Genomic DNA, 22756 nt, shown 5'->3' with positions numbered 1-22756 from the left:
CGACACCGCGAAGTGTTCACCGGCACCCATGGAGCGTCAAGGAGACCGACGGCAACGGTTGGTGACGCACCACAGTCCCGCACTCGACGCGCGGGGCGCCAACCGCCGGCGTGCCGCCCTGGCTCCTCCCTTCCGCCGAGCTCACCGAACTCGCCGAACTCGCCGAACTCGCCGAACTCGCCGAGCTCCCAGCTCGCCCTCGCCCCGGGCCCGACTCCGATCGGGCGTCACCGCACCCCGAGCTTGCCCATCCCCGAGCTCAATCCCGCCCCGAGCACAACCCCGTCCTGAGCCCAACCCCGATCGGGACCGGACACCGATCCGGACTTCGCCTTGACCTCGAGCCCGACCTCGACCGGGGCCCTACCTCTGACCCGGCCTTGAACACGCGAACACGAACACGCGCCCCTCGGGCGATCCTCCGGCAGGGCGACCGAGGGGTGCCGAACCCCTCTCACCGCACCGCGACCACCGCCGAACCATGTCCGAACAGACCCTGGTTGGCCGTGACGGCCACGCGTGCGTCCGGGATCTGCCGATCGCCGGCCTGCCCCCGCAACTGCCAGGTGACCTCGCAGACCTGGGCGATCGCCTGAGCGGGCACGGCCTCCCCGAAGGAAGCGAGCCCACCGCTCGGGTTCACCGGTATACGGCCGCCCGGCGCCGTCACGCCCTCCCGCAGCAACTTGGCGCCCTCACCGTCGCCGCAGAGCCCCAGATCCTCGTACCACTGCAACTCCAACGCGGTGGACAGGTCGTAGACCTCGGCGAGGGACAGGTCCTCGGGGCCGATGCCCGCCTCTTCGTAGGCCGCTCGGGCGATCGAAGCCCGGAAGGACTCCGCGGACGGCTCCGCGCCCGCCGCGGAATCGGTCGCGATGTCCGGCAGATCCAGCACCGTGTTGGGGTACCGGGGCGTCACGGTGGACACCGCCCTGATGCGTACCGGCTCCGCCGCCCCGTGCCGTCGGGCGAACTCCATGCTGGACAGCACCAGGGCCGCCCCGCCGTCCGACGTCGCGCAGATATCCAGCAGCCGCAGCGGATCGGCGACCACCGCCGAGGCGGCGACCTCCTCCGCGGTCACCCGCTTGCGGTAGCGCGCGTTCGGGTTGAGCGCTCCCATGGCGGCGTTCTTCACCTTGACCTGGGCGAAGTCCTCATGGGTGTCCCCGTGCACGGCCATGCGCCTGCGCGCGTACAGCCCGAAGTACGTCGGGTTGGTCGCGCCGAGCACCCGGAACCGCAGCCAGTCCGGGTCGTCCGGCCGATCCCCGCCCGCGGGCCGGAAGAAGCCCTTGGGGGCGGCGTCGGCCCCCACCACGAGCACCACGTCCGCCAGACCCGCGAGGATCTGGGCCCGGGCCGTGTTGATCGCCTGAGCCCCCGACGCGCAGGCCGCGTACACGCTCGCGACGCGGGCGCCCTGCCAACCCAGGGCCCTGGCGAACGTCGCCCCGGCCACATACCCGGGATATCCGCCACGCACCGTGTCCGCGCCCACGATCGAACCGACGTCCCGCCAGTCCACGCCGGCGTCCGCGAGGGCCGCGCGCGCCGCCTTCACGCCGTACTCGACGAAGCCGCGCCCCCACTTGCCCCAGGGATGCATCCCTGCGCCCAGCACCGCCACCTCTGCCGTCATCACGCCACCCCCGTCGGCCGCCATCGCCAGGTCGTCCAGGTCGTCTCCGCGTCCTCGCCGAGCACGCCCGGGACGACCTCCACCTCCATGCCCACCGTCAGATCGGCGACGGTGACCCCGGGAACCGCCTGCCCCAGTACCACGATCCGCTCGGACTCCAGCTCCACAGCGATCAACGCGTACGGCTCCCACGGAAGTTCCGGATCGGTCACATAGGGTGACGGTGGTCGGTACCGGCTGTCCGTGTACGACCAGACACGCCCCCGCCGGGAGAGCGGGACCTCCTGCAGGTCGCCGCCCCGGCATCCCGGGTTGCGGCAGTGCGTGTCCTCGCGCGGGAAGAAGACCGACACGCATGCCGAGCAGCGCGTGCCGAGCAGCCTGAAGTCCTCCCCGTCCCCGACGAACCATCCCGTGACCACGGGTGTGCGTGTGCGTGACAAGGTCCCTCCCGACAGTCTGTCTGACGGAACGTCAGAAGTGTGTCACGGGCGTGGTGAAATGGGCAGGGCAGGAGACATGACACGACTCTCCGGCGCATCACGCGGTGTCGTCGCCGTGCTCGCCGCCCTGCTGACCGTGACCACCGCCTCCACGACCGCCCGGGCGAAGGCCGACCCGGTGGCCCCCGCGGAATCGTGGCTCTGAGAACCGTGGATCCGACGATCCTCCAGGAGATGCGCTACTTCACCCCGCACAACTTCGTCGGTGAACGCGTCGACGGCTACCGGCAGCCGATCTGCATCCTCACCCGGCCCGCCGCCGAGGCCCTGCACAAGGCCCAGACGAACCTGCTGACCCGGGGCTACACACTCAAGGTGTACGACTGCTACCGGCCCCAGCGCGCCGTGAACCACTTCGTCCGCTGGGCCGAGGACCTGAACGACGAGACGACGAAGGCGGAGTTCTACCCGAACGTCGACAAGTCCCGTCTGTTCGAGGACGGCTACATCGCCGAGAAGTCCGGGCACAGCCGCGGCTCGACCATGGACCTGACCGTCGTGAAGCTCCCGGCCGGACCGACCCGGCCCTACGTGCCCGGTGAGCCCATCGTGCCGTGCTACGCGCCACAACAGCAGCGCTTCCCCGACAACTCGGTCGACATGGGCACCGGTTTCGACTGTTTCGACACCTTGGCCCACACCATGGACCCGCGTGTCCAAGGGCGGCAACGCGCCAACCGCATGCTTCTGAAGAGCACTCTGGAAAACCTCGGCTTCGTGAACCTCGCCGAGGAGTGGTGGCACTACACCTTCAAGCCCGAGCCGCACCCCGACACCTACTTCGACTTCCCCGTGTCCGCCAGGTCTCTCGCCAAGGGCTGAAGAGCAGCCTCCGTACGACGCCCTCCCCAAGATCGGATACGCTCCGCCGCGTGTCCGAAACTCTGCACTCCACTTCGAACTCCGCGCGCGACTCCCACTGTTCGAGTTGCGGAGCGCCCTACGGGGAGGGCGTCACCGGCTGGCCCCGCTCCTGTCCGGCCTGCGCCACCGTGGCCTACCGCAACCCGCTGCCGGTCGCCGTCGCGCTCCAGCCCGTGTACGACGCGAAGGGCACCGCCCTGGTCGTCATCACCCGAACCATCGCCCCCGCGCGCGGAGGCATCGCACTGCCCGGCGGCTACATCGACGACCGCGAGGACTGGCGCCAGGCCGTCGTACGCGAACTCAGGGAAGAGACCGGCATCGACGCCGCACCCCGCGACGTACGGCTGGCCGACGCCATGAGCTCTCCCGACGGCCACCTGCTGCTCTTCGGGCTGCTGCCGGAGCGCCCCGCGGACCGCCTCCCGGCGACCGCCCCCACGGACGAGACCGAGGGCTGGCATCTCCTGCACAGGCCGGAGGAGCTCGCCTTCCCCCTGCACACGCTCGCCGTGCGAGGCTTCTTCGAGGGCCGGTACATCTGACTCACCGCTCGTCGAGTCCGCGTACCCGCACCGGGAGGGACGGCGCACGCATGCCGTCCTCCCCCTCCCGCTCGACGACGAGCCGCGGCCCCTCCCACCGGACGACGTACCGCTCGCTCTCCGGTTCGTCCCAGCCGTCGCCCGCGTCGTGCACGACCACGCCACCCCCTGTCCGCCCCCGCACCGGCGCCCACACCTCCAACTCCAGCCGGCCATCGTCTCCGCGCACCGGTATGACGGCACCCGCGCGCGCGAGCACCGGGGTACGCCACAGAGGGGCATCCACGAGGACCTGCCCCGGCCCCTGGTACGCCCGCCCCGTCGCCGTGTCGTACCAGCGGCCCCGCGGCAACCGCACCGCCCGCCGGTCGGCGCCGGGTTCGAGCACCGGCGCCACCAGAAGGCAGTCACCCAGCAGAAAGGCGTCCTCGCAGTCCCGCAGCGCCCGGTTGCCGGGCGCCCCCCACCACACCGGACGCACATAAGGTGCTCCGGTACGCCGGGCCAGATGCGCCAGCGTCATGAAGTACGGCAGCAGCCGACGACGCTCGACGAGCGCCACACGCGCGTGCTCCAACACTTCGGGACCGAACTCCCACGGCTCGCGGTGCCCCGCCCGCACGCCCGTGAGCGAGCGGAACAGCGGCAGATACGCGCCCAGCTGGAGCCGGCGCACATAGAGCTCGGGCGACTGACCGCCGTCGAAACCGCCGACCTCCGGGCCCGCATACGGCACACCGCACAGCCCGAGCGCCAGCACCATGGACAGTGACGCCCGCAGCCCCGGCCAGCCCGGGACGGCGTTTCCGGAGCAAACCCCGCCGAAGCGCTGCCCGCCAGCCCAGCCGGACCGCGAGAAGACGAAGGGACGCTGCTCCGGAACCAGCTGCCGGACCCCCTCGTAGGCAGCCGCGGCCATGCACAGGCCATACACGTTGTGCGCCTCGCGATGGTCACCCCCGTGCCCCTCCAGGGCGTACCGGGGCGACCGGGGCAACGTCGACCCCCCGAAGGCGGCGAAACCCCTCGGTTCGTTCATGTCGTGCCAGAAGCCGGCGAACCCCTGCGTGATCCGCTCCGCACAGAGACCTCCCCACCACTGCCTCACGCGCGCGTGCGTGAAGTCAGGGAAAACGGCCTCCCCGCGTCGTGCCACGGACTTGACGAGCCGGCCCGACACGTCCCGCACGAACGCGTCCGCGGTCACCCCGCCGTCGTAGACGCCGTCACCCGGCGTGGCCCTGACCGCCGGGCCGACCGCCGACACCAGGTGTATCCCGTCCCGCAGCAGGTCGTCGGAGAGCACCGCGAGTTTCGGGAAGCGCTCCTGGTCGACGGTGAACACCTGGTGCTCGTCGTGGTCGTCGACGCCGAGGTGCACGGCGTCGACCGGCAGACCGTGCTCCTGATGGTCGGCCACGGTCCGGCGCACCTCCTCCTCGCTCCCGAGGCCCCGTCCCGCGAGCTGATGACCGAGCGCCCACGCGGGCGGCAGCGCGGGCGCCCCGGTGAGCGCGACCCAGGCGAGCAGCACGCGCGCGGGAGTGCCGACCACCACCCAGCAGCGCAACGGACCTCCGTCCATCCGCACCTCGCAGGCCCCGGACCGGTCGTGCCCGGAGCCGGCTCCCTCCTTGCCCTCCCGCAGCGTGACCGTGCCGTCCCAGGAGGTGTCGTGGAACACCAGGTGAGTGGCCGCGTCGGCCACCACCAGCTGCACCGGCATGGTGACCGGGAGCGGCTCGTTCCCACGGCCGCGGGCGCGCCCGGGATCCGTGTTCCACAGCCGGTACGTCCCGTCGCGCAGTCGCGACCCGGACGCCTGCCCGCCGAGGCCGAAGACACGCGCGTCCGCCGCCACCTCGGAACGCTGCATCCAGCGAGCCGGGCCCCCCTCCACCGGTTCCCACCACCGGGGCGGCAGCTCACGCCGCAGCATCACACCCCCGGGTGTGCACACCTCGATGGCACCGTGCCGTGAGACGACGACCGTCACCCGCTCGGCGACGACCCGCCAACCGCCGTCCTTGTCGGGCTCCAGCACCGCTCGGAGATCCGGCTCCGGACAGCGGCCGGCCAACGCGTACGACGGCTCGGGCTCGGCGCCGTCCCAACCCCAGAACACCGCGCCGTTCACGGCGACTCGGACCCTCAGCTCCGAGCGGCTGAACCGGAGCGTCCCGCCACCGGGCCCCGGCTCCACCTCCTGCACAGCACCCGGCACCCGCGCGCGCTCCCGGCCCCGTACCGGCAACCCGGCGGCGCCGGCACGGTTCCTGCGCCAAGCGGCCCGCACCGTCCGCAGTCCCTTGGCAGCTCCCGCGGAACCGACCGCCTTCATCGAGCGCACCAGGTCACGACCGTCCATGCTGTTCACCCTGTCACTGACCGCGCCACGCGCGCGGGTCGTTCAACTGCCGTTCACCCGTGGTGAGGCCACATCTTCACGAGACGGACTGTGGGGGACCCACCCTGGTGCAGAAGTCGATCACATGGCATCGTCCGTGTCAGCCGCGTCACGCGCACCACCCCAGCTCGTGCGCGGGCGACGCACACGACGCGCATAGCCCCGGAGCCGCCCCATGTCGACAGTGAACCCCGAGCCGCTCTGGCGGCCCGATCCGCAGCGCATCGCCCAGGCCCAGGTCACGAAGTTCCAGGAATGGGCGGCCGACCGACACGGAGCCCCGTCCGCAGGCGGCTATCCGGCACTGCACCGCTGGTCCGTGGACGAGCTGGAGACGTTCTGGAAGGCCGTCACGGAGTGGTTCGACGTACGGTTCTCGACCCCCTACGCGCGCGTACTGGGCGACCGCTCCATGCCCGGCGCCCAGTGGTTTCCCGGAGCGACGCTGAACTACGCCGAGCACGCGCTGCGCGCGGCCGCCACCCGACCGGCCGAACCGGCACTCCTGTACGTCGACGAAACGCATGAACCCAGCCCGGTGACCTGGTCCGAGCTGCGCCGCCAGGTCGGTTCGCTGGCCGGCGAACTGCGCGCCCTCGGCGTCCGCCCCGGTGACCGGGTCAGCGGATATCTCCCGAACATCCCCCAGGCCGTCGTGGCCCTCCTCGCCACGGCCGCCGTGGGCGGCGTCTGGACCTCCTGCGCCCCCGACTTCGGCGCCCGCAGCGTCCTCGACCGCTTCCAGCAGGTCGAACCCGTCGTCCTGTTCACGGTCGACGGCTACCGCTACGGCGGCAAGGAGCACGATCGCCGCGACGTCGTCGCCGAACTCCGCGCCGAACTGCCCACCCTGCGCGCCGTCGTCCACATCCCCCTGCTGGGCACGGAGCCACCAGAGGGAGCCCTCGAATGGTCGGCCCTGACGGCCTCCGACGCGGCACCCGTCTTCGAACAGGTTCCCTTCGACCACCCCCTCTGGGTGCTCTACTCCTCAGGTACGACCGGTCTGCCCAAGGCGATCGTCCAGTCCCAGGGCGGCATCCTGGTCGAGCACCTCAAGCAACTCGGCCTGCACTGCGACCTGGGCCCCGAGGATCGTTTCTTCTGGTACACCTCGACCGGCTGGATGATGTGGAACTTCCTCGTCTCCGGCCTGCTGACCGGCACGACGATCGTCCTCTACGACGGCAGCCCCGGTTTCCCCGACACCGGCGCACAGTGGCGGATCGCCGAGCGCACGGGCGCCACCCTCTACGGCACCTCCGCCGCCTACGTCATGGCCTGCCGCAAGGCGGAGGTGCACCCGGCCCGGGACTTCGACCTCTCCAAGGTCCAGTGCGTCGCCACCACGGGCTCCCCGCTCCCACCCGACGGCTTTCGCTGGCTGCACGACGAGTTCGCGGCGAGCGGGGCCAACCTGTGGATCGCCTCCGTCAGCGGCGGCACCGACGTGTGCTCCTGCTTCGCCGGCGCCGTCCCGACACTGCCGGTCCACACCGGCGAACTCCAGGCCCCCGGCCTCGGCACCGACTTGCAGTCCTGGGACGCGAACGGGCGCCCCGTGATCGACGAGGTCGGCGAGCTCGTCGTCACCAACCCCATGCCGTCCATGCCTGTCCGGTTCTGGAACGACCCCGACGGCAGCCGCTACCACGACAGCTACTTCGACACCTACCCCGGCGTGTGGCGCCACGGCGACTGGATCACCGTCACCTCACGCGGTTCCGTCGTCATCCACGGCCGCTCCGACTCCACACTCAACCGCCAGGGCGTACGCATGGGCTCGGCCGACATCTACGAGGTCGTCGAACGGCTCCCCGAGATCAAGGAATCCCTGGTCATCGGGATCGAGCAGCCCGACGGCGGCTACTGGATGCCCCTCTTCGTGCACCTCGCCCCGGGCGCCGCACTCGACGAAGCCCTCCTCGGCCGCATCAGACAGGCCATCCGCGAACAGCTCTCACCGCGCCATGTACCCGACGAGGTCATCGAGGTACCGGGAGTCCCGCACACCCTCACCGGCAAACGCATCGAGGTCCCGGTCAAGCGCCTCCTCCAGGGCACTCCGCTGGACAAGGCGGTCAACCCGGGCTCCATCGACAACCTCGACCTCCTCCACTTCTACGAGGAGCTCGCCCGGAAGCGGGCCTGAACCGCCGCGGCAGGCCTCGGACCCACCTGGCACCGCCACGAAGCCGAGGCCCACCGTCCCCGAGCCCCCGCACCTCCGTGACCTCGGCGTTCCTGTGCCCCCGTGGCTGCGAGCCGGTCACGCAAAGCCCGTTGTCAGTGCCCTCGGTTACTGTGAGTGAGCATTGATCGACTGTGCGCACAGGGGGAAACATGACACAGACCGACCACCGGACCATGCGTAGCGTCCTGCGCCGTGAGATCGCCGGCACCATCGGCCTGCTCACCGACGAACACGACTTCCGTGCCATGCGGCGCTACCGCACCTTCCCGTTCGATGATCACGACGAGTACCTGCAGCACGTCGAAGACCTCCTGCGGACACGCGCCCTGCAGGGCACCCACACCACCGTGGCCCTGTTCGACCCACAGGAATACGCCGAGTACTGCACCAGCAGGGGACTCGATCCCGACATCCCCGCCCACCGCACCCGCTTCACCGCCGAACTCGCGACCACGGGCCCGACCATCCCCTACGAGGGCCAGCCCCTCGCCGACCTCCTGCCCGCCCTCGTCGACGAAGCAGTGCGCCAGGCCACCTGGGAGTACGCGGCCACCCTGCTCGCCCGCCTCGGCGCCTGCGCGACCTGCGGCGAGGACATCGGCCGCGCCGCCTTCACCCGCGCATCGGACTACGTCGCCCGCATCCTCGACACGGCGCCACCCGGCAACCGGCACCTCGTGTGCAGCGTCACCGGTACCCCCGAGACGCTGGTCGCCGTCCTCCACGCGGACGAGCAGGCCGACGGCGCCACCCCACTCGACGAAGCCGAAGCACTCGAGTTCACCACCGTCCTCGCCCTCGGCCTCGCGACCGCCATCCCCGGCGGTCTGGTCATGCGCACCACCGCCGAAGGCACGTCCGACCGCGTCTACGGTTGGCGGCTGCGCGGCGACGGCCTGGAACCCCTGACCGCCGGCGAGGTCTTCGACGCCTACTGCACCGACGTGGAGTCCGGGGACCTCATCTCTCCCGAGTCCGACGTGGACTACTGCTTCCCACCGGATCTCGGCCAGGAGCGGAGGACACCGGGCCACCGCCACTGACCCCAGGGAACGAATGGACGCTCACACACAGCAGGGGCGCCCCACCCGAAGGCGGAGCGCCCCTGATCACCGACCGATCGCCGGCCAGAACCGACTACTCGCCGGAGAGCACGGCCTGCGCCGCGTTGCGCGCCTCCTCGGCACTGTCTGCCGCACGCGCGGCAGCCGCGGCACGCTCACACTGCGCGAGCGTGTACTTCGCCAGTGCCGTCCGCACGTAGGGGATCGACGCCGCCCCCATGGAAAGAGAGGTGACTCCCAGCCCCGTCAGCACACACGCGAGCAGCGGATCGGACGCGGCCTCGCCGCACACACCGCAGCTCTTGGCCTCGGCCCGTGCCGCCTCGGCGGACAGGGCCACCAGGTCCAGCAGCGCTGGCTGCCACGGATCCTGCAGCCGGGACACCGCACCCACCTGCCGGTCGGCGGCGAAGGTGTACTGCGCGAGGTCGTTCGTGCCCAGCGAAAGGAACTCCACCTCCTGCAGGATCGAACGAGCCCGCAGAGCGGCCGACGGGATCTCCACCATCGCGCCGAACTTCGCCCGCAGTCCCGCCTCACGGCAGGCGTCCGCGAACGCCTTGGCGTCTGCGCGGTCCGCCACCATCGGCGCCATGACCTCGAGGTAGACGGGCAGCCCCTCGGCGGCCTTCGCCAGCGCCGTCAGCTGGGTCCGCAGAATGTCGGGGTGGTCCAGCAGGGTCCGAAGCCCACGTACGCCCAGAGCCGGGTTGGGCTCGTCGGCCGGAGTGAGGAAGTCCAGTGGCTTGTCGGCGCCCGCATCCAGCACACGCACGACGACGCGCCCCTCGGGGAAGGCCTCCAGCACCTGCCGGTACGCCTCGACCTGCTTCTCCTCGGACGGCGCGCTCTTGCTGTCGTCGAGGAAGAGGAACTCGGTACGGAAGAGCCCGACGCCTTCCGCACCGGCCTCCAGGGCGGCCGGCACGTCGGAAGGGCCTCCGACGTTCGCCAGCAGCGGCACCTTGTGGCCGTCGGCGGTGGCGCCCGGGCCGGTCGAGGCGGCCAGAGCCGCCTTGCGCTCGGCGGCCGCGGCCTCGAGCCGGGCCTTCTTCTCGTCACTCGGGTTCACGAAGATGTCGCCGGTGCTGCCGTCGACGGCGATCATCGTCCCCTCGGCAAGCTCACCGGCACCCGGCAGGGCGACGACGGCCGGCACGCCGAGCGCACGCGCCAGGATGGCGCTGTGGCTGGTCGGCCCGCCCTCCTCGGTGACGAAACCGAGCACGAGCGTCGGGTCCAACAACGCGGTGTCGGCGGGCGCCAGATCCCGGGCCACCAGCACATAGGGCTCGTCACTGTCCGGGACGCCGGGCATCGGGACGCCCAGCAGACGGGCGACGATACGATTCCGCACATCGTCGAGGTCGGCCACACGACCGGCGAGGTACTCGCCGGCCCCGGCCAGCAGCTCACGGTAGGCGGCGAACGCGTCGTACACGGCACGCTCGGCCGTGCTGCCGACGGCGATACGCCGGTCCACGTCGACCATCAGCTCGGGATCCTGGGCCATCATGGCCTGCGCCTCGAGCACCGCCTGGGCTTCGCCCCCCGCCAGATTGCCCCGCGCGATCAGATCGGCCGCCACAGCTTCCACGGCCTTGCGGGCGCGCCCCTGTTCGCGGCCCGCCTCCTCCGCCGGGATCTGCTTGGCGGGCGGTTCGAGCACCGCCGTTCCCATGTGCCGAACCTCGCCGATCGCCACACCGTGACTCACGCCGACGCCTCGCAGCGTTGTCTCCATCTCACCCGTCTCCGATAGTGCGGCGGGTCCCGCCGCCGCGGTGGTTGTCCTGCATGCCGCCGGTGATGACGGCGTCAGCACTACTGCCAGGAAAAGAGAACGTCGCCGGTTTTGACGTCGCCGTCTTCACGGAGTTCGCCGAGCGAGTCGGCCGTGGCCTCCAGGGCGACGACCGGGCACACCGGAGACTTGCCGGCCTCCTCAACCGCGGCCGGGTTCCATCGCACGACGGCCTGCCCGCGCGTCACGGCGTCGCCCTTGTTCACCAGGAGCTCGAAGCCCTCGCCGTTGAGCTGCACGGTGTCGATCCCGAGATGGGTGAGTACCCCATGTCCCTCGGAGTCGACCACGACGAAGGCGTGCGGGTGGAGGGAGACGATGACGCCGTCCACGGGTGCGACAGCCTCGGAAGGCTCACGCACCGGGTCGATCGCCGTGCCCGGGCCGACCATGGCCCCGGAGAAGACCGGGTCCGGCACGGCTGCCAGCCCGATGGCGCGTCCTACTAGAGGGGACGTCACGGTGGTCATGGGAAGCCTCCCGGGGTGGAGATGTATATGGGCCGTCACTGCTTGTCCAGGTCGGCGCACTGTGCAGCAGGGTATGTCACATGAAGTACCGGTTCCGCACGAGAGCACCCGATCCGTGGTCTAGACCACTACCCTAGTCGATTTGCAGCGGCTCCGCGGCCCCGTGTACAGTCGTACTCCTGCTTGAGGGTGAGTGACGCGAACGAGCGCGCTTACCGAGCAGCAACCAACTTGTCAGATCCTATCTCTGGATCATCTTCTGCATGTCTGCGGAACGGTGGTCAAGGGGCCGGAAAAACCCTGATAGAGTTCGGAACGCAAGACCGAAGGGAAGCGCCCGGAGGAAAGCCTGAGAGAGTCTCTCGGGTGAGTACAAAGGAAGCGTCCGTTCCTTGAGAACTCAACAGCGTGCCAAAAATCAACGCCAGATATGTTGATACCCCGTCCCCGGCAGTGATAGCCGAGGATGAGGTTCCTTTGAAACAAAACACAGCGAGGACGCTGTGAACGGCCGGGCTTATTCCGCCTGGCTGTTCCGCTCTCGTGGTGTCGACCGGATTACCGGTAAACATTCACGGAGAGTTTGATCCTGGCTCAGGACGAACGCTGGCGGCGTGCTTAACACATGCAAGTCGAACGATGAACCACTTCGGTGGGGATTAGTGGCGAACGGGTGAGTAACACGTGGGCAATCTGCCCTTCACTCTGGGACAAGCCCTGGAAACGGGGTCTAATACCGGATAACACTTCCACTCGCATGGGTGGAGGTTAAAAGCTCCGGCGGTGAAGGATGAGCCCGCGGCCTATCAGCTTGTTGGTGAGGTAATGGCTCACCAAGGCGACGACGGGTAGCCGGCCTGAGAGGGCGACCGGCCACACTGGGACTGAGACACGGCCCAGACTCCTACGGGAGGCAGCAGTGGGGAATATTGCACAATGGGCGAAAGCCTGATGCAGCGACGCCGCGTGAGGGATGACGGCCTTCGGGTTGTAAACCTCTTTCAGCAGGGAAGAAGCGAAAGTGACGGTACCTGCAGAAGAAGCGCCGGCTAACTACGTGCCAGCAGCCGCGGTAATACGTAGGGCGCAAGCGTTGTCCGGAATTATTGGGCGTAAAGAGCTCGTAGGCGGTCTGTCACGTCGGATGTGAAAGCCCGGGGCTTAACCCCGGGTCTGCATTCGATACGGGCAGACTAGAGTGTGGTAGGGGAGATCGGAATTCCTGGTGTAGCGGTGAAATGCGCAGATATCAGGAGGAACACCGGTGGCGAAGGCGGATCTCTGGGCCATTACTGACGCTGAGGAGCGAAAGCGTGGGGAGCGAACAGGATTAGATACCCTGGTAGTCCACGCCGTAAACGGTGGGAACTAGGTGTTGGCGACATTCCACGTCGTCGGTGCCGCAGCTAACGCATTAAGTTCCCCGCCTGGGGAGTACGGCCGCAAGGCTAAAACTCAAAGGAATTGACGGGGGCCCGCACAAGCAGCGGAGCATGTGGCTTAATTCGACGCAACGCGAAGAACCTTACCAAGGCTTGACATACACCGGAAACGTCTGGAGACAGGCGCCCCCTTGTGGTCGGTGTACAGGTGGTGCATGGCTGTCGTCAGCTCGTGTCGTGAGATGTTGGGTTAAGTCCCGCAACGAGCGCAACCCTTGTTCTGTGTTGCCAGCATGCCCTTCGGGGTGATGGGGACTCACAGGAGACTGCCGGGGTCAACTCGGAGGAAGGTGGGGACGACGTCAAGTCATCATGCCCCTTATGTCTTGGGCTGCACACGTGCTACAATGGCCGGTACAAAGAGCTGCGAAACCGTGAGGTGGAGCGAATCTCAAAAAGCCGGTCTCAGTTCGGATTGGGGTCTGCAACTCGACCCCATGAAGTCGGAGTTGCTAGTAATCGCAGATCAGCATTGCTGCGGTGAATACGTTCCCGGGCCTTGTACACACCGCCCGTCACGTCACGAAAGTCGGTAACACCCGAAGCCGGTGGCCCAACCCCTTGTGGGAGGGAGCTGTCGAAGGTGGGACTGGCGATTGGGACGAAGTCGTAACAAGGTAGCCGTACCGGAAGGTGCGGCTGGATCACCTCCTTTCTAAGGAGCACTTCTTACCGAGTTCGCTCGGTCAGAGGCCAGTACATCGGCGTACGTCCGGTGCTGGTTGCTCATGGGTGGAACGTTGATTATTCGGCCGGGTTTCCGGGTCGGAGGCTGCGAGTACTGCTCTTCGGAGCGTGGAAAGCATGATCTCCGGACGGGAGTCGGTCGGGCACGCTGTTGGGTATCTGAGGGTGCGAGCGTTGCTCGTCCTTCTGATGCCGGCCCCAGTGCACTCCAGCTCAGGTTGGGGGTGATGGGTGGCTGGTCGTTGTTTGAGAACTGCACAGTGGACGCGAGCATCTGTGGCCAAGTTTTTAAGGGCGCACGGTGGATGCCTTGGCACCAGGAACCGATGAAGGACGTGGGAGGCCACGATAGTCCCCGGGGAGCCGTCAACCAGGCTTTGATCCGGGGGTTTCCGAATGGGGAAACCCGGCAGTCGTCATGGGCTGTCACCCATACCTGAACACATAGGGTATGTGGAGGGAACGCGGGGAAGTGAAACATCTCAGTACCCGCAGGAAGAGAAAACAACCGTGATTCCGGGAGTAGTGGCGAGCGAAACCGGATGAGGCCAAACCGTATACGTGTGAGACCCGGCAGGGGTTGCGTGTACGGGGTTGTGGGATCTCTCTTTCACAGTCTGCCGGCTGTGAGACGAGTCAGAAACCGTTGATGTAGGCGAAGGACATGCGAAAGGTCCGGCGTAGAGGGTAAGACCCCCGTAGTCGAAACATCAACGGCTCGTTTGAGAGACACCCAAGTAGCACGGGGCCCGAGAAATCCCGTGTGAATCTGGCGGGACCACCCGCTAAGCCTAAATATTCCCTGGTGACCGATAGCGGATAGTACCGTGAGGGAATGGTGAAAAGTACCGCGGGAGCGGAGTGAAATAGTACCTGAAACCGTGTGCCTACAAGCCGTGGGAGCGTCGCGCATCGAGTTTACTCGGTGCGTCGTGACTGCGTGCCTTTTGAAGAATGAGCCTGCGAGTTTGCGGTGTGTTGCGAGGTTAACCCGAGTGGGGCAGCCGTAGCGAAAGCGAGTCCGAATAGGGCGTTTCAGTAGCACGCTCAAGACCCGAAGCGGAGTGATCTAGCCATGGGCAGGTTGAAGCGGAGGTAAGACTTCGTGGAGGACCGAACCCACCAGGGTTGAAAACCTGGGGGATGACCTGTGGTTAGGGGTGAAAGGCCAATCAAACTCCGTGATAGCTGGTTCTCCCCGAAATGCATTTAGGTGCAGCGTCGTGTGTTTCTTGCCGGAGGTAGAGCACTGGATAGGCGATGGGCCCTACCGGGTTACTGACCTTAGCCAAACTCCGAATGCCGGTAAGTGAGAGCGCGGCAGTGAGACTGTGGGGGATAAGCTCCATGGTCGAGAGGGAAACAGCCCAGAGCATCGACTAAGGCCCCTAAGCGTACGCTAAGTGGGAAAGGATGTGGAGTCGCACAGACAACCAGGAGGTTGGCTTAGAAGCAGCCACCCTTGAAAGAGTGCGTAATAGCTCACTGGTCTAGTGATTCCGCGCCGACAATGTAGCGGGGCTCAAGCGTACCGCCGAAGTCGTGTCATTGCAGCAATAGGGCCAACGCCCGCTGTGATGGGTAGGGGAGCGTCGTGTGCCGGGTGAAGCAGCACCGGAAGGTAGTTGTGGACGGTTCACGAGTGAGAATGCAGGCATGAGTAGCGATACACACGTGAGAAACGTGTGCGCCGATTGACTAAGGGTTCCTGGGTCAAGCTGATCTGCCCAGGGTAAGTCGGGACCTAAGGCGAGGCCGACAGGCGTAGTCGATGGATAACCGGTTGATATTCCGGTACCCGCTGTGAAGCGTCAAACATTGAACCAGGCGATGCTAAGTCCGTGAAGCCGTTCCGGACCCTTCGGGGAATGGAAAGTGGTGGAGCCGACGGACCAGACTTGCAGTAGGTGAGTGATGGGGTGACGCAGGAAGGTAGTCCATCCCGGGCGGTGGTTGTCCCGGGGTAAGGGTGTAGGACGGTGTGTAGGCAAATCCGCACACCATGAGTCTGAGACCTGATGCCGAGCCGATTGTGGCGAAGTGGATGATCCTATGCTGTCGAGAAAAGCCTCTAGCGAGTTTCATGGCGGCCCGTACCCTAAACCGACTCAGGTGGTCAGGTAGAGAATACCGAGGCGTTCGGGTGAACTATGGTTAAGGAACTCGGCAAAATGCCCCCGTAACTTCGGGAGAAGGGGGGCCATCACTGGTGAGAGGACTTGCTCCTCGAGCTGGGGGTGGCCGCAGAGACCAGCGAGAAGCGACTGTTTACTAAAAACACAGGTCCGTGCGAAGCCGTAAGGCGATGTATACGGACTGACGCCTGCCCGGTGCTGGAACGTTAAGGGGACCGGTTAGTCACTCTTCGGGGTGGCGAAGCTGAGAACTTAAGCGCCAGTAAACGGCGGTGGTAACTATAACCATCCTAAGGTAGCGAAATTCCTTGTCGGGTAAGTTCCGACCTGCACGAATGGCGTAACGACTTCTCGACTGTCTCAACCATAGGCCCGGTGAAATTGCACTACGAGTAAAGATGCTCGTTTCGCGCAGCAGGACGGAAAGACCCCGGGACCTTTACTACAGTTTGATATTGGTGTTCGGTTCGGCTTGTGTAGGATAGGTGGGAGACTTTGAAACGTGGACGCCAGTTCACGGTGAGTCGCCGTTGAAATACCACTCTGGTCGTGCTGGATGTCTAACCTGGGTCCGTGATCCGGATCAGGGACAGTGTCTGATGGGTAGTTTAACTGGGGCGGTTGCCTCCTAAAGAGTAACGGAGGCGCCCAAAGGTTCCCTCAGCCTGGTTGGCAATCAGGTGTTGAGTGTAAGTGCACAAGGGAGCTTGACTGTGAGACCGACGGGTCGAGCAGGGACGAAAGTCGGGACTAGTGATCCGGCGGTGGCTTGTGGAAGCGCCGTCGCTCAACGGATAAAAGGTACCCCGGGGATAACAGGCTGATCTTCCCCAAGAGTCCATATCGACGGGATGGTTTGGCACCTCGATGTCGGCTCGTCGCATCCTGGGGCTGGAGTCGGTCCCAAGGGTTGGGCTGTTCGCCCATTAAAGCGGTACGCGAGCTGGGTTTAGAACGTCGTGAGACAGTTCGGTCCCTATCCGCTGCGCGCGCAGGAATATTGAGAAGGGCTGTCCCTAGTACGAGAGGACCGGGACGGACGAACCTCTGGTGTGCCAGTTGTCCTGCCAAGGGCATGGCTGGTTGGCTACGTTCGGGAGGGATAACCGCTGAAAGCATCTAAGCGGGAAGCCTGCTTCGAGATGAGTATTCCCACCCCCTTGAGGGGTTAAGGCTCCCAGTAGACGACTGGGTTGATAGGCCGGATGTGGAAGCCCAGTAATGGGTGAAGCTGACTGGTACTAATAGGCCGAGGGCTTGTCCTCAGTTGCTCGCGTCCACTGTGTTGGTTCTGAAACCACGAACGGCCCCATGCCATGGTCACGGTATGGTGCGGCTGCATGTGTTTCATAGTGTTTCGGTGGTCATAGCGTAAGGGAAACGCCCGGTTACATTCCGAACCCGGAAGCTAAGCCTTACAGCGCCGATGGTACTGCAGGGGGGACCCTGTGGGAGAGTAGGACACCGCCGAACTTCTTTTAGAGCTCTGGCTCTTGGGCATAACAGCCCGAGAGCCAGAGCTTTTTTGCGTTGGGGTAGGGTCAGGGGGCATCGTTGGCTCATTTCCTACTGGAGGCCCCCGGGTGGAGGTCCAGGAGACCCGTGTCCAGACAGACCGGGTACTCACCATCCCGAACATCCTCAGCATGGCGCGTCTCCTCGGCGTACCTGTGTTCCTGTGGCTGATCCTCCGGCCCGAGTTCGGAGGCCCGCAGAGCGACGGCTGGGCGCTCCTGGTGCTGGCTTTCAGCGGCATCACCGACTATCTGGACGGCAAGCTCGCCCGACGCTGGAACCAGATCAGCAGTCTCGGCCGGCTTCTCGATCCTGCTGCAGACCGGCTCTACATTCTCACTACGCTGGTCGGCCTCACCTGGCGGGAGATTCTGCCGCTCTGGTTGACCGCTGTACTTCTGGCCCGCGAGCTGGTTCTGCTGGTGATGGTCGGCATCCTCAGGCGGCACGGCTATCCGCCGCCGCAGGTGAACTTCCTGGGGAAGGCGGCCACCTTCAACCTGATGTACGCCTTCCCGCTGCTGCTGCTCAGTGACGGAAGTGGCTGGTTGGCGTCACTCGCTGCCATTTTCGGATGGGCGTTCGCCTGGTGGGGTACAACGCTCTATTGGTGGGCAGGAGTCCTCTACGTGGTACAGGTCCGCCGCCTGGTTCGTGCGGACGCCATGGCTGACTGACCTCGCCGATTGGCAGCCGCGCAGTGGCTCGATGGCCCGCCGACGAAAAGTGCGGGACAATCTGGACGGGTGAAGTCGGCTAGACAGTCGTCTCTTTAGGAGGACGCTTCCGACATGAAGGCCGTCGTGATGGCCGGAGGCGAAGGCACGCGCCTTCGCCCTATGACCTCGAGCATGCCCAAGCCGCTCCTGCCGGTGGCCAACCGGCCGATCATGGAGCACGTTCTGAGGCTGCTCAAAAGGCATGGGCTCAACGAGACCGTCGTAACTGTTCAGTTCTTGGCGTCGCTGGTCAAGAACTACTTCGGTGACGGCGAAGAGCTCGGCATGGAGCTCAGCTATGCCAATGAGGAGAAGCCACTCGGTACCGCCGGAAGCGTCAAGAACGCGGAGGAGGCGTTGAAGGACGACGCCTTCGTCGTCATTTCCGGCGATGCCCTCACTGACTTCGACCTCACCGAGCTGATCAACTTCCACAAGGAAAAGGGTGCGCTGGTCACCGTCTGCCTGACGCGGGTGCCCAATCCGCTGGAATTCGGGATCACGATCGTCGATGAAGAAGGCAAGGTCGAGCGCTTCCTCGAGAAGCCGACCTGGGGCCAGGTCTTCTCGGACACCGTGAACACGGGTATCTACGTCATGGAGCCGGAGGTCTTCGACTACGTCGAGGCCGATGTGCCCGTCGACTGGTCCGGAGACGTCTTCCCGCAGCTGATGAAGGAGGGCAAGCCGGTCTACGGCTTCATCGCCGAAGGCTACTGGGAGGATGTGGGCACCCACGAGAGCTACGTCAAGGCCCAGGCCGACGTGCTCGAAGGCAAGGTCGACGTCGAGATCGACGGCTTCGAGATCTCGCCCGGGGTGTGGGTGGCCGAAGGCGCCGAGGTGCATCCCGACGCCATACTTCGCGGTCCGCTCTACATCGGCGACTACGCGAAGGTCGAGGCCGGCGCCGAGATCCGCGAGCACTCCGTCATCGGGTCCAACGTCGTCGTGAAGAGCGGGGCCTTCCTGCACAAGGCCGTTGTGCACGACAACGTGTACGTCGGCCAGCACAGCAATCTCCGAGGCTGTGTGGTGGGCAAGAACACCGACATCATGCGGGCGGCCCGGATCGAGGACGGCGCTGTCATCGGTGACGAATGCCTGATCGGTGAAGAATCGATCGTCCAGGGCAACGTGCGGGTCTACCCCTTCAAGACCATCGAAGCCGGCGCGTTCGTCAACACGTCCGTGATCTGGGAGTCCCGTGGGCAGGCGCACCTGTTCGGTGCCCGCGGTGTCTCCGGGATCCTCAACGTCGAGATCACGCCCGAGCTGGCGGTGCGCCTCGCCGGCGCGTACGCCACGACACTCAAGAAGGGGTCCACGGTCACCACGGCGCGTGACCATTCGCGGGGTGCTCGTGCGCTGAAGCGGGCGGTCATCTCCGCACTTCAGGCCAGTGCCATCGACGTACGGGACCTGGAGAACGTACCGCTGCCCGTGGCGCGTCAGCAGACGGCGCGGGGGAGCGCCGGCGGGATCATGATCCGTACCTCGCCCGGTGTACCGGACTCGGTCGACATCATGTTCTTCGACGGGGAGGGCGCGGACCTGTCCCAGGGCAGTCAGCGCAAGCTGGACCGGGTGTTCGCGCGGCAGGAGTACCGGCGGGCCTTCCCGGGAGAGATCGGTGACCTGCACTTCCCGGCCAGCGTCTTCGACTCGTACACTGGGTCGTTGCTGCGGAACGTGGACACGACAGGGATCGCCGAATCCGGGCTGAAGGTCGTGGTGGACGCCTCGAACGGCAGCGCCGGCCTGGTGTTGCCGAGTCTTCTGGGGAAGCTCGGGGTGGACTCGCTGACCGTCAACCCCGGCCTGAACGAGGCGAGGCCCACGGAGACGGGCGACCAGCGCCGCTCCGGGCTCATGCGGCTCGGAGAAATCGTGGCTTCGTCTCGGGCCGCGTTCGGAGTGCGGTTCGACCCTGTGGGTGAGCGGCTCTCTCTTGTTGACGAGAAGGGCCGGATCATCGAGGACGACCGGGCGCTGCTGGTGCTGCTCGACCTGGTGGCCGCCGAGCGGCGCAGCGGGCGGGTCGCCCTGCCGGTGACCACGACGAGGATCGCCGAGCAGGTGGCGGCGTATCACGGGACACAGGTCGAGTGGACGACGACCTCGCCGGACGACCTCACCCGGGTCGGGCGGGACGAGACGACCATCTTCGGCGGGGACGGCAAGGGCGGCTTCATCGTCCCGGAGTTCAGCAGTGTCTTCGACGGTACGGCGGCCTTCGTGCGCTTGATCGGGCTGGTGGCGCGGACGCAGCTCACCCTCAGCCAGATCGACGCGCGGATCCCGCGGGCGCACGTCCTGAAGCGGGATCTGGCGACCCCGTGGGCCGTCAAGGGCCTCGTGATGCGGCGGGTCGTCGAGGCGGCCGGAGATCGCTTCGTGGACACCACCGACGGTGTCCGTGTGGTGGAGACGGACGGGCGCTGGGTGATGGTGCTGCCCGACCCGGCCGAGGCCGTCACCCATCTGTGGGCTGAGGGGCCGGACGACGCGTCCGCTCAGGCTCTGCTCGACGAGTGGTCGTCGGTCGTGGACAGCGCCGGACGCTGAGCCACGCGCACGCGCGCGTGCCGGACAAGTGTCCCCAAGGGGGCCTGTCCGGCACGCCGGTGGGGCCATTCGGAGGTACTGGGCGCGACGTGCGACGATGTGCGGCATGCCGCAGCAGCCCCCCGTTCGGAGCACACCCGCGCGCGTGTCGCGCCCGGACGCGTCCATGTCGCTGCTCACCAACGTCATGGACCACAGCCTCGACGACGGTTATGCCGAGGCCGCCGCCCGTAAGCAGGCCGAGGGCGCCGGTGGGCTGCCCAGGACGGTACGGGCGAAGCTGGGTCTCGCCGTGGGCCTGGTGCTCGCGGCCCTCGTGGTCACCGTCGGTGCGGCTCAGGCGCGGGTCGCGGCGCCGGTCGTCGCGAAGGAGCGCGAGGAGCTGATCGACCGGATCGACCGTGAGACCGACGCGGCCGACGAGCTCGAGAGTGCCGTCGACAAGCTGCGCGACGATGTGAGCGAACGGCAGCGGGAGGCGCTCAAGCAGAGCGGTGGCAGTAGCCAGGCCGATCTGGTGGGCATCCTGTCGGGTGCCGTCGAGGTGCACGGGCCGGGCGTCAAGCTGGTCGTGGACGATGCCAAGGAAGCGACCGAGGGCGGTGACGGTGGTCCGCGCGAGACCTCCGGTTTCTCCGACACCGGGCGGGTCCGGGACCGGGACATGCAGCGGGTCGTCAACGGACTGTGGGAGTCGGGCGCCGAGGCCGTCTCGATCAACGGTCAACGGCTGACGGCACTGTCGGCGATCAGGGCCGCGGGTGAAGCCATACTGGTCGACAACAAACCGCTCGTCCCGCCGTACACGGTGCTCGCGGTGGGGGACGGGAAAAACCTCAGCACCAGGTTCCAGAACAGCGCCGACGGCCTGTATCTGAACGCGTTGCAGGAGAACTACGGCATTCGGACGGCCATCTCAGTGGCTGACGACGTCCGGCTGCCCGCCGCACCGAGTGTGATCGTACGTACAGCGCAGCCGAAGACCGAGAAGGGCACATCGTGATCGCCGTACTGGGCCTCGTCGTGGGAGTGGTGGCCGGCCTGTTGGTCCAGCCCGAGGTGCCGGCGGCCGTCGTGCCGTATCTGCCGATCGCCGTGGTGGCGGCGCTGGACGCGGTCTTCGGTGGCCTTCGGGCCATGCTGGACGGGATCTTCGACGACAAGGTGTTCGTGGTGTCCTTCCTGTCGAACGTGGTGGTGGCCGCGCTGATCGTGTTCCTGGGTGACGAGCTGGGCGTGGGATCACAGCTGTCCACCGGTGTCGTCGTCGTCCTCGGCATCCGGATCTTCTCCAACGCCGCGGCGATCCGTCGGCATGTCTTCCGGGCGTGAGGTCGATGAGCAACCAGGACGAGACGCCCGAGTACAGGCTCCGCAAGGAGCTGCCCGACGAGGTCCCGGTGACGGCGTCCGCGGACGGGGCGGCCGAGAAGCCGGCCGAGCCCGTGCTGACCGGTCGGCAGCGCATGGTGCAGGGTCTCTGGCCGCCGCGGGTGTCCAGGGCCCAACTCATCGTCGCCCTGCTGCTGTTCGGGCTGGGTTTCGGCCTGGCCGTGCAGGTCGCCTCCAACAGCGACAGTGGAAACGCGCTGCGCGGTGCGCGTCAGGAAGATCTCGTACGCATCCTCGATGAACTCGACGACCGCAGTCAGCGTCTTGAGGACGAGAAGCAAGGACTCGAGAAGCAGCAGCAGGAGCTGGAGAACAGCTCCGACCAGGCCGAGGAGGCCCGCAAGCAGACGGTCGAGAAGGAGAAACAACTCGGCATTCTCGCGGGCACGGTGGCTGCGCAGGGGCCGGGCATCACGATGACCATCGAGGACACGAAGGGGACGGTCGAGGCGGACATGTTGCTCGACGCGATCCAGGAGCTGCGCGCGGCGGGGGCCGAGGCGATCCAGGTGAACGGGGTGCGGGTCGTCGCCGGCACTTTTCTGACGGAATCGGGCAAGAGCGTGAGCGTCGACGGGAACAAGATCAACACGCCCTTTCGTTTCAAGGTCATCGGCAACCCGCAGGACCTCGAGCCGGCGCTGAACATCCCTGGAGGAGTGGTGCAGACTCTCGAGAAGGAGCAGGCCACCGTGACAGTGGAGCGGTCGGACAAGATCGTCGTGGATGCCTTGCGAGTGGCGAAGCAGCCTGACTACGCTCGGTCGTCGGGCCAGTGAACCGGGGGTGCATGGCGGGCATC

At 66.6% G+C, this 22756-nt stretch carries 13 protein-coding genes, 3 rRNA genes and 1 pseudogene; 12 read left to right on the top strand and 5 right to left on the bottom strand.

Going from position 1 to position 22756, the window contains the following annotated elements; translation table 11 throughout:
- Positions 1-454: 454 nt before the first annotated feature.
- Both QF030_RS09100 and QF030_RS09095 read right to left on the bottom strand, forming a co-directional pair.
- The gene (locus tag QF030_RS09100; protein WP_307162147.1) at positions 455-1645 is read right to left on the bottom strand and encodes a lipid-transfer protein; all 1191 of its coding nucleotides are present in this window, start codon (positions 1643-1645) and stop codon (positions 455-457) included.
- On the bottom strand, positions 1645-2067 hold the full coding sequence (locus QF030_RS09095) for a Zn-ribbon domain-containing OB-fold protein (RefSeq protein ID WP_307167516.1): 423 nt from the start codon (positions 2065-2067) through the stop codon (positions 1645-1647). The genes QF030_RS09100 and QF030_RS09095 overlap by 1 nt, the downstream gene beginning before the upstream one ends.
- A 97-nt stretch (positions 2068-2164) precedes the next feature.
- Between QF030_RS09095 and QF030_RS09090 the strand changes: the two are divergent.
- A pseudogene (locus QF030_RS09090) lies at positions 2165-2970 on the top strand (M15 family metallopeptidase).
- A gap of 50 nt (positions 2971-3020) precedes the next feature.
- A complete protein-coding gene (locus tag QF030_RS09085; RefSeq protein WP_307162146.1) occupies positions 3021-3557 on the top strand; it encodes an NUDIX domain-containing protein in 537 nt (178 codons plus the stop codon).
- Position 3558: 1 nt separating this feature from the next.
- Here QF030_RS09085 and QF030_RS09080 read toward each other — a convergent pair whose 3' ends face one another.
- Positions 3559-5925, bottom strand: coding sequence for a glycoside hydrolase family 31 protein (locus QF030_RS09080; RefSeq protein ID WP_307162145.1), 2367 nt, complete (start codon positions 5923-5925; stop codon positions 3559-3561).
- A gap of 214 nt (positions 5926-6139) precedes the next feature.
- On the opposite strand from QF030_RS09080, the gene QF030_RS09075 reads away from it, so the two are divergent.
- Together QF030_RS09075 and QF030_RS09070 are read left to right on the top strand one after the other, a co-directional pair.
- Positions 6140-8116: an acetoacetate--CoA ligase gene (locus QF030_RS09075; RefSeq protein WP_307162144.1), complete on the top strand. Its 1977-nt coding sequence runs from the start codon at positions 6140-6142 to the stop codon at positions 8114-8116.
- A 191-nt stretch (positions 8117-8307) separates the two neighbouring features.
- Complete coding sequence (locus QF030_RS09070; RefSeq protein WP_307162143.1) at positions 8308-9201, top strand: hypothetical protein; 894 nt, start codon at positions 8308-8310, stop codon at positions 9199-9201.
- Positions 9202-9295: 94 nt separating this feature from the next.
- Here the strand turns inward: QF030_RS09070 and ptsP are convergent, their stop codons facing one another.
- Together ptsP and QF030_RS09060 are read right to left on the bottom strand one after the other, a co-directional pair.
- Positions 9296-10966, bottom strand: a complete 1671-nt coding sequence (ptsP, locus tag QF030_RS09065; RefSeq protein ID WP_307162142.1) for a phosphoenolpyruvate--protein phosphotransferase — start codon at positions 10964-10966, stop codon at positions 9296-9298.
- A gap of 80 nt (positions 10967-11046) precedes the next feature.
- Positions 11047-11496 (bottom strand): PTS sugar transporter subunit IIA, encoded by a 450-nt coding sequence (locus QF030_RS09060; protein ID WP_307162141.1) that lies wholly within the window; start codon positions 11494-11496, stop codon positions 11047-11049.
- Positions 11497-12067: 571 nt separating this feature from the next.
- Here QF030_RS09060 and QF030_RS09055 point away from each other — a divergent pair.
- The 8 genes from QF030_RS09055 (at position 12068) to QF030_RS09020 (ending at position 22733) form a co-directional block, all read left to right on the top strand.
- Positions 12068-13593 (top strand): 16S ribosomal RNA (locus tag QF030_RS09055).
- 310 nt (positions 13594-13903) lie between these two features.
- Positions 13904-17025 (top strand): 23S ribosomal RNA (locus tag QF030_RS09050).
- 91 nt (positions 17026-17116) lie between these two features.
- A 5S ribosomal RNA gene (gene rrf / locus QF030_RS09045) occupies positions 17117-17233 on the top strand.
- The 16S, 23S and 5S rRNA genes sit together here, the layout of an rRNA operon.
- A gap of 110 nt (positions 17234-17343) precedes the next feature.
- Positions 17344-17952: a CDP-alcohol phosphatidyltransferase family protein gene (locus tag QF030_RS09040; RefSeq protein ID WP_307162140.1), complete on the top strand. Its 609-nt coding sequence runs from the start codon at positions 17344-17346 to the stop codon at positions 17950-17952.
- A gap of 114 nt (positions 17953-18066) precedes the next feature.
- Complete coding sequence (locus QF030_RS09035) at positions 18067-20562, top strand: mannose-1-phosphate guanyltransferase (protein WP_307162139.1); 2496 nt, start codon at positions 18067-18069, stop codon at positions 20560-20562.
- 166 nt (positions 20563-20728) lie between these two features.
- Entirely contained in the window at positions 20729-21565 is an 837-nt protein-coding gene (locus tag QF030_RS09030) for a DUF881 domain-containing protein (protein ID WP_307167515.1), read from the top strand.
- Entirely contained in the window at positions 21562-21894 is a 333-nt protein-coding gene (locus QF030_RS09025) for a small basic family protein (RefSeq protein WP_020133151.1), read from the top strand. The genes QF030_RS09030 and QF030_RS09025 overlap by 4 nt, the downstream gene beginning before the upstream one ends.
- A gap of 5 nt (positions 21895-21899) precedes the next feature.
- The gene (locus QF030_RS09020) at positions 21900-22733 is read left to right on the top strand and encodes a DUF881 domain-containing protein (RefSeq protein ID WP_307162138.1); all 834 of its coding nucleotides are present in this window, start codon (positions 21900-21902) and stop codon (positions 22731-22733) included.
- Positions 22734-22756: the final 23 nt, after the last annotated feature.

The sequence above is a fragment of the Streptomyces rishiriensis genome, assembly GCF_030815485.1.
In the GTDB taxonomy this organism is placed as follows: Bacteria; Actinomycetota; Actinomycetes; order Streptomycetales; family Streptomycetaceae; genus Streptomyces; species Streptomyces rishiriensis_A.
The sequence above is the reverse complement of the archived record's forward strand: the minus strand, read 5'-3'. Positions and strand labels throughout refer to the sequence as shown.

What these genes read in the sequence shown, in the direction of transcription:
- QF030_RS09100 (WP_307162147.1), bottom strand. Translation starts at nt 1,645, where the DNA reads ATGACGGCAGAGGTGGCGGTGCTGGGCGCAGGGATGCATCCCTGGGGC.
- ptsP (WP_307162142.1), bottom strand. Translation starts at nt 10,966, where the DNA reads ATGGAGACAACGCTGCGAGGCGTCGGCGTGAGTCACGGTGTGGCGATC.
- QF030_RS09075 (WP_307162144.1), top strand. Translation starts at nt 6,140, where the DNA reads ATGTCGACAGTGAACCCCGAGCCGCTCTGGCGGCCCGATCCGCAGCGC.
- QF030_RS09030 (WP_307167515.1), top strand. Translation starts at nt 20,729, where the DNA reads ATGTCGCTGCTCACCAACGTCATGGACCACAGCCTCGACGACGGTTAT.
- QF030_RS09035 (WP_307162139.1), top strand. Translation starts at nt 18,067, where the DNA reads ATGAAGGCCGTCGTGATGGCCGGAGGCGAAGGCACGCGCCTTCGCCCT.
- QF030_RS09060 (WP_307162141.1), bottom strand. Translation starts at nt 11,496, where the DNA reads ATGACCACCGTGACGTCCCCTCTAGTAGGACGCGCCATCGGGCTGGCA.
- QF030_RS09070 (WP_307162143.1), top strand. Translation starts at nt 8,308, where the DNA reads ATGACACAGACCGACCACCGGACCATGCGTAGCGTCCTGCGCCGTGAG.
- QF030_RS09020 (WP_307162138.1), top strand. Translation starts at nt 21,900, where the DNA reads ATGAGCAACCAGGACGAGACGCCCGAGTACAGGCTCCGCAAGGAGCTG.
- QF030_RS09080 (WP_307162145.1), bottom strand. Translation starts at nt 5,925, where the DNA reads ATGGACGGTCGTGACCTGGTGCGCTCGATGAAGGCGGTCGGTTCCGCG.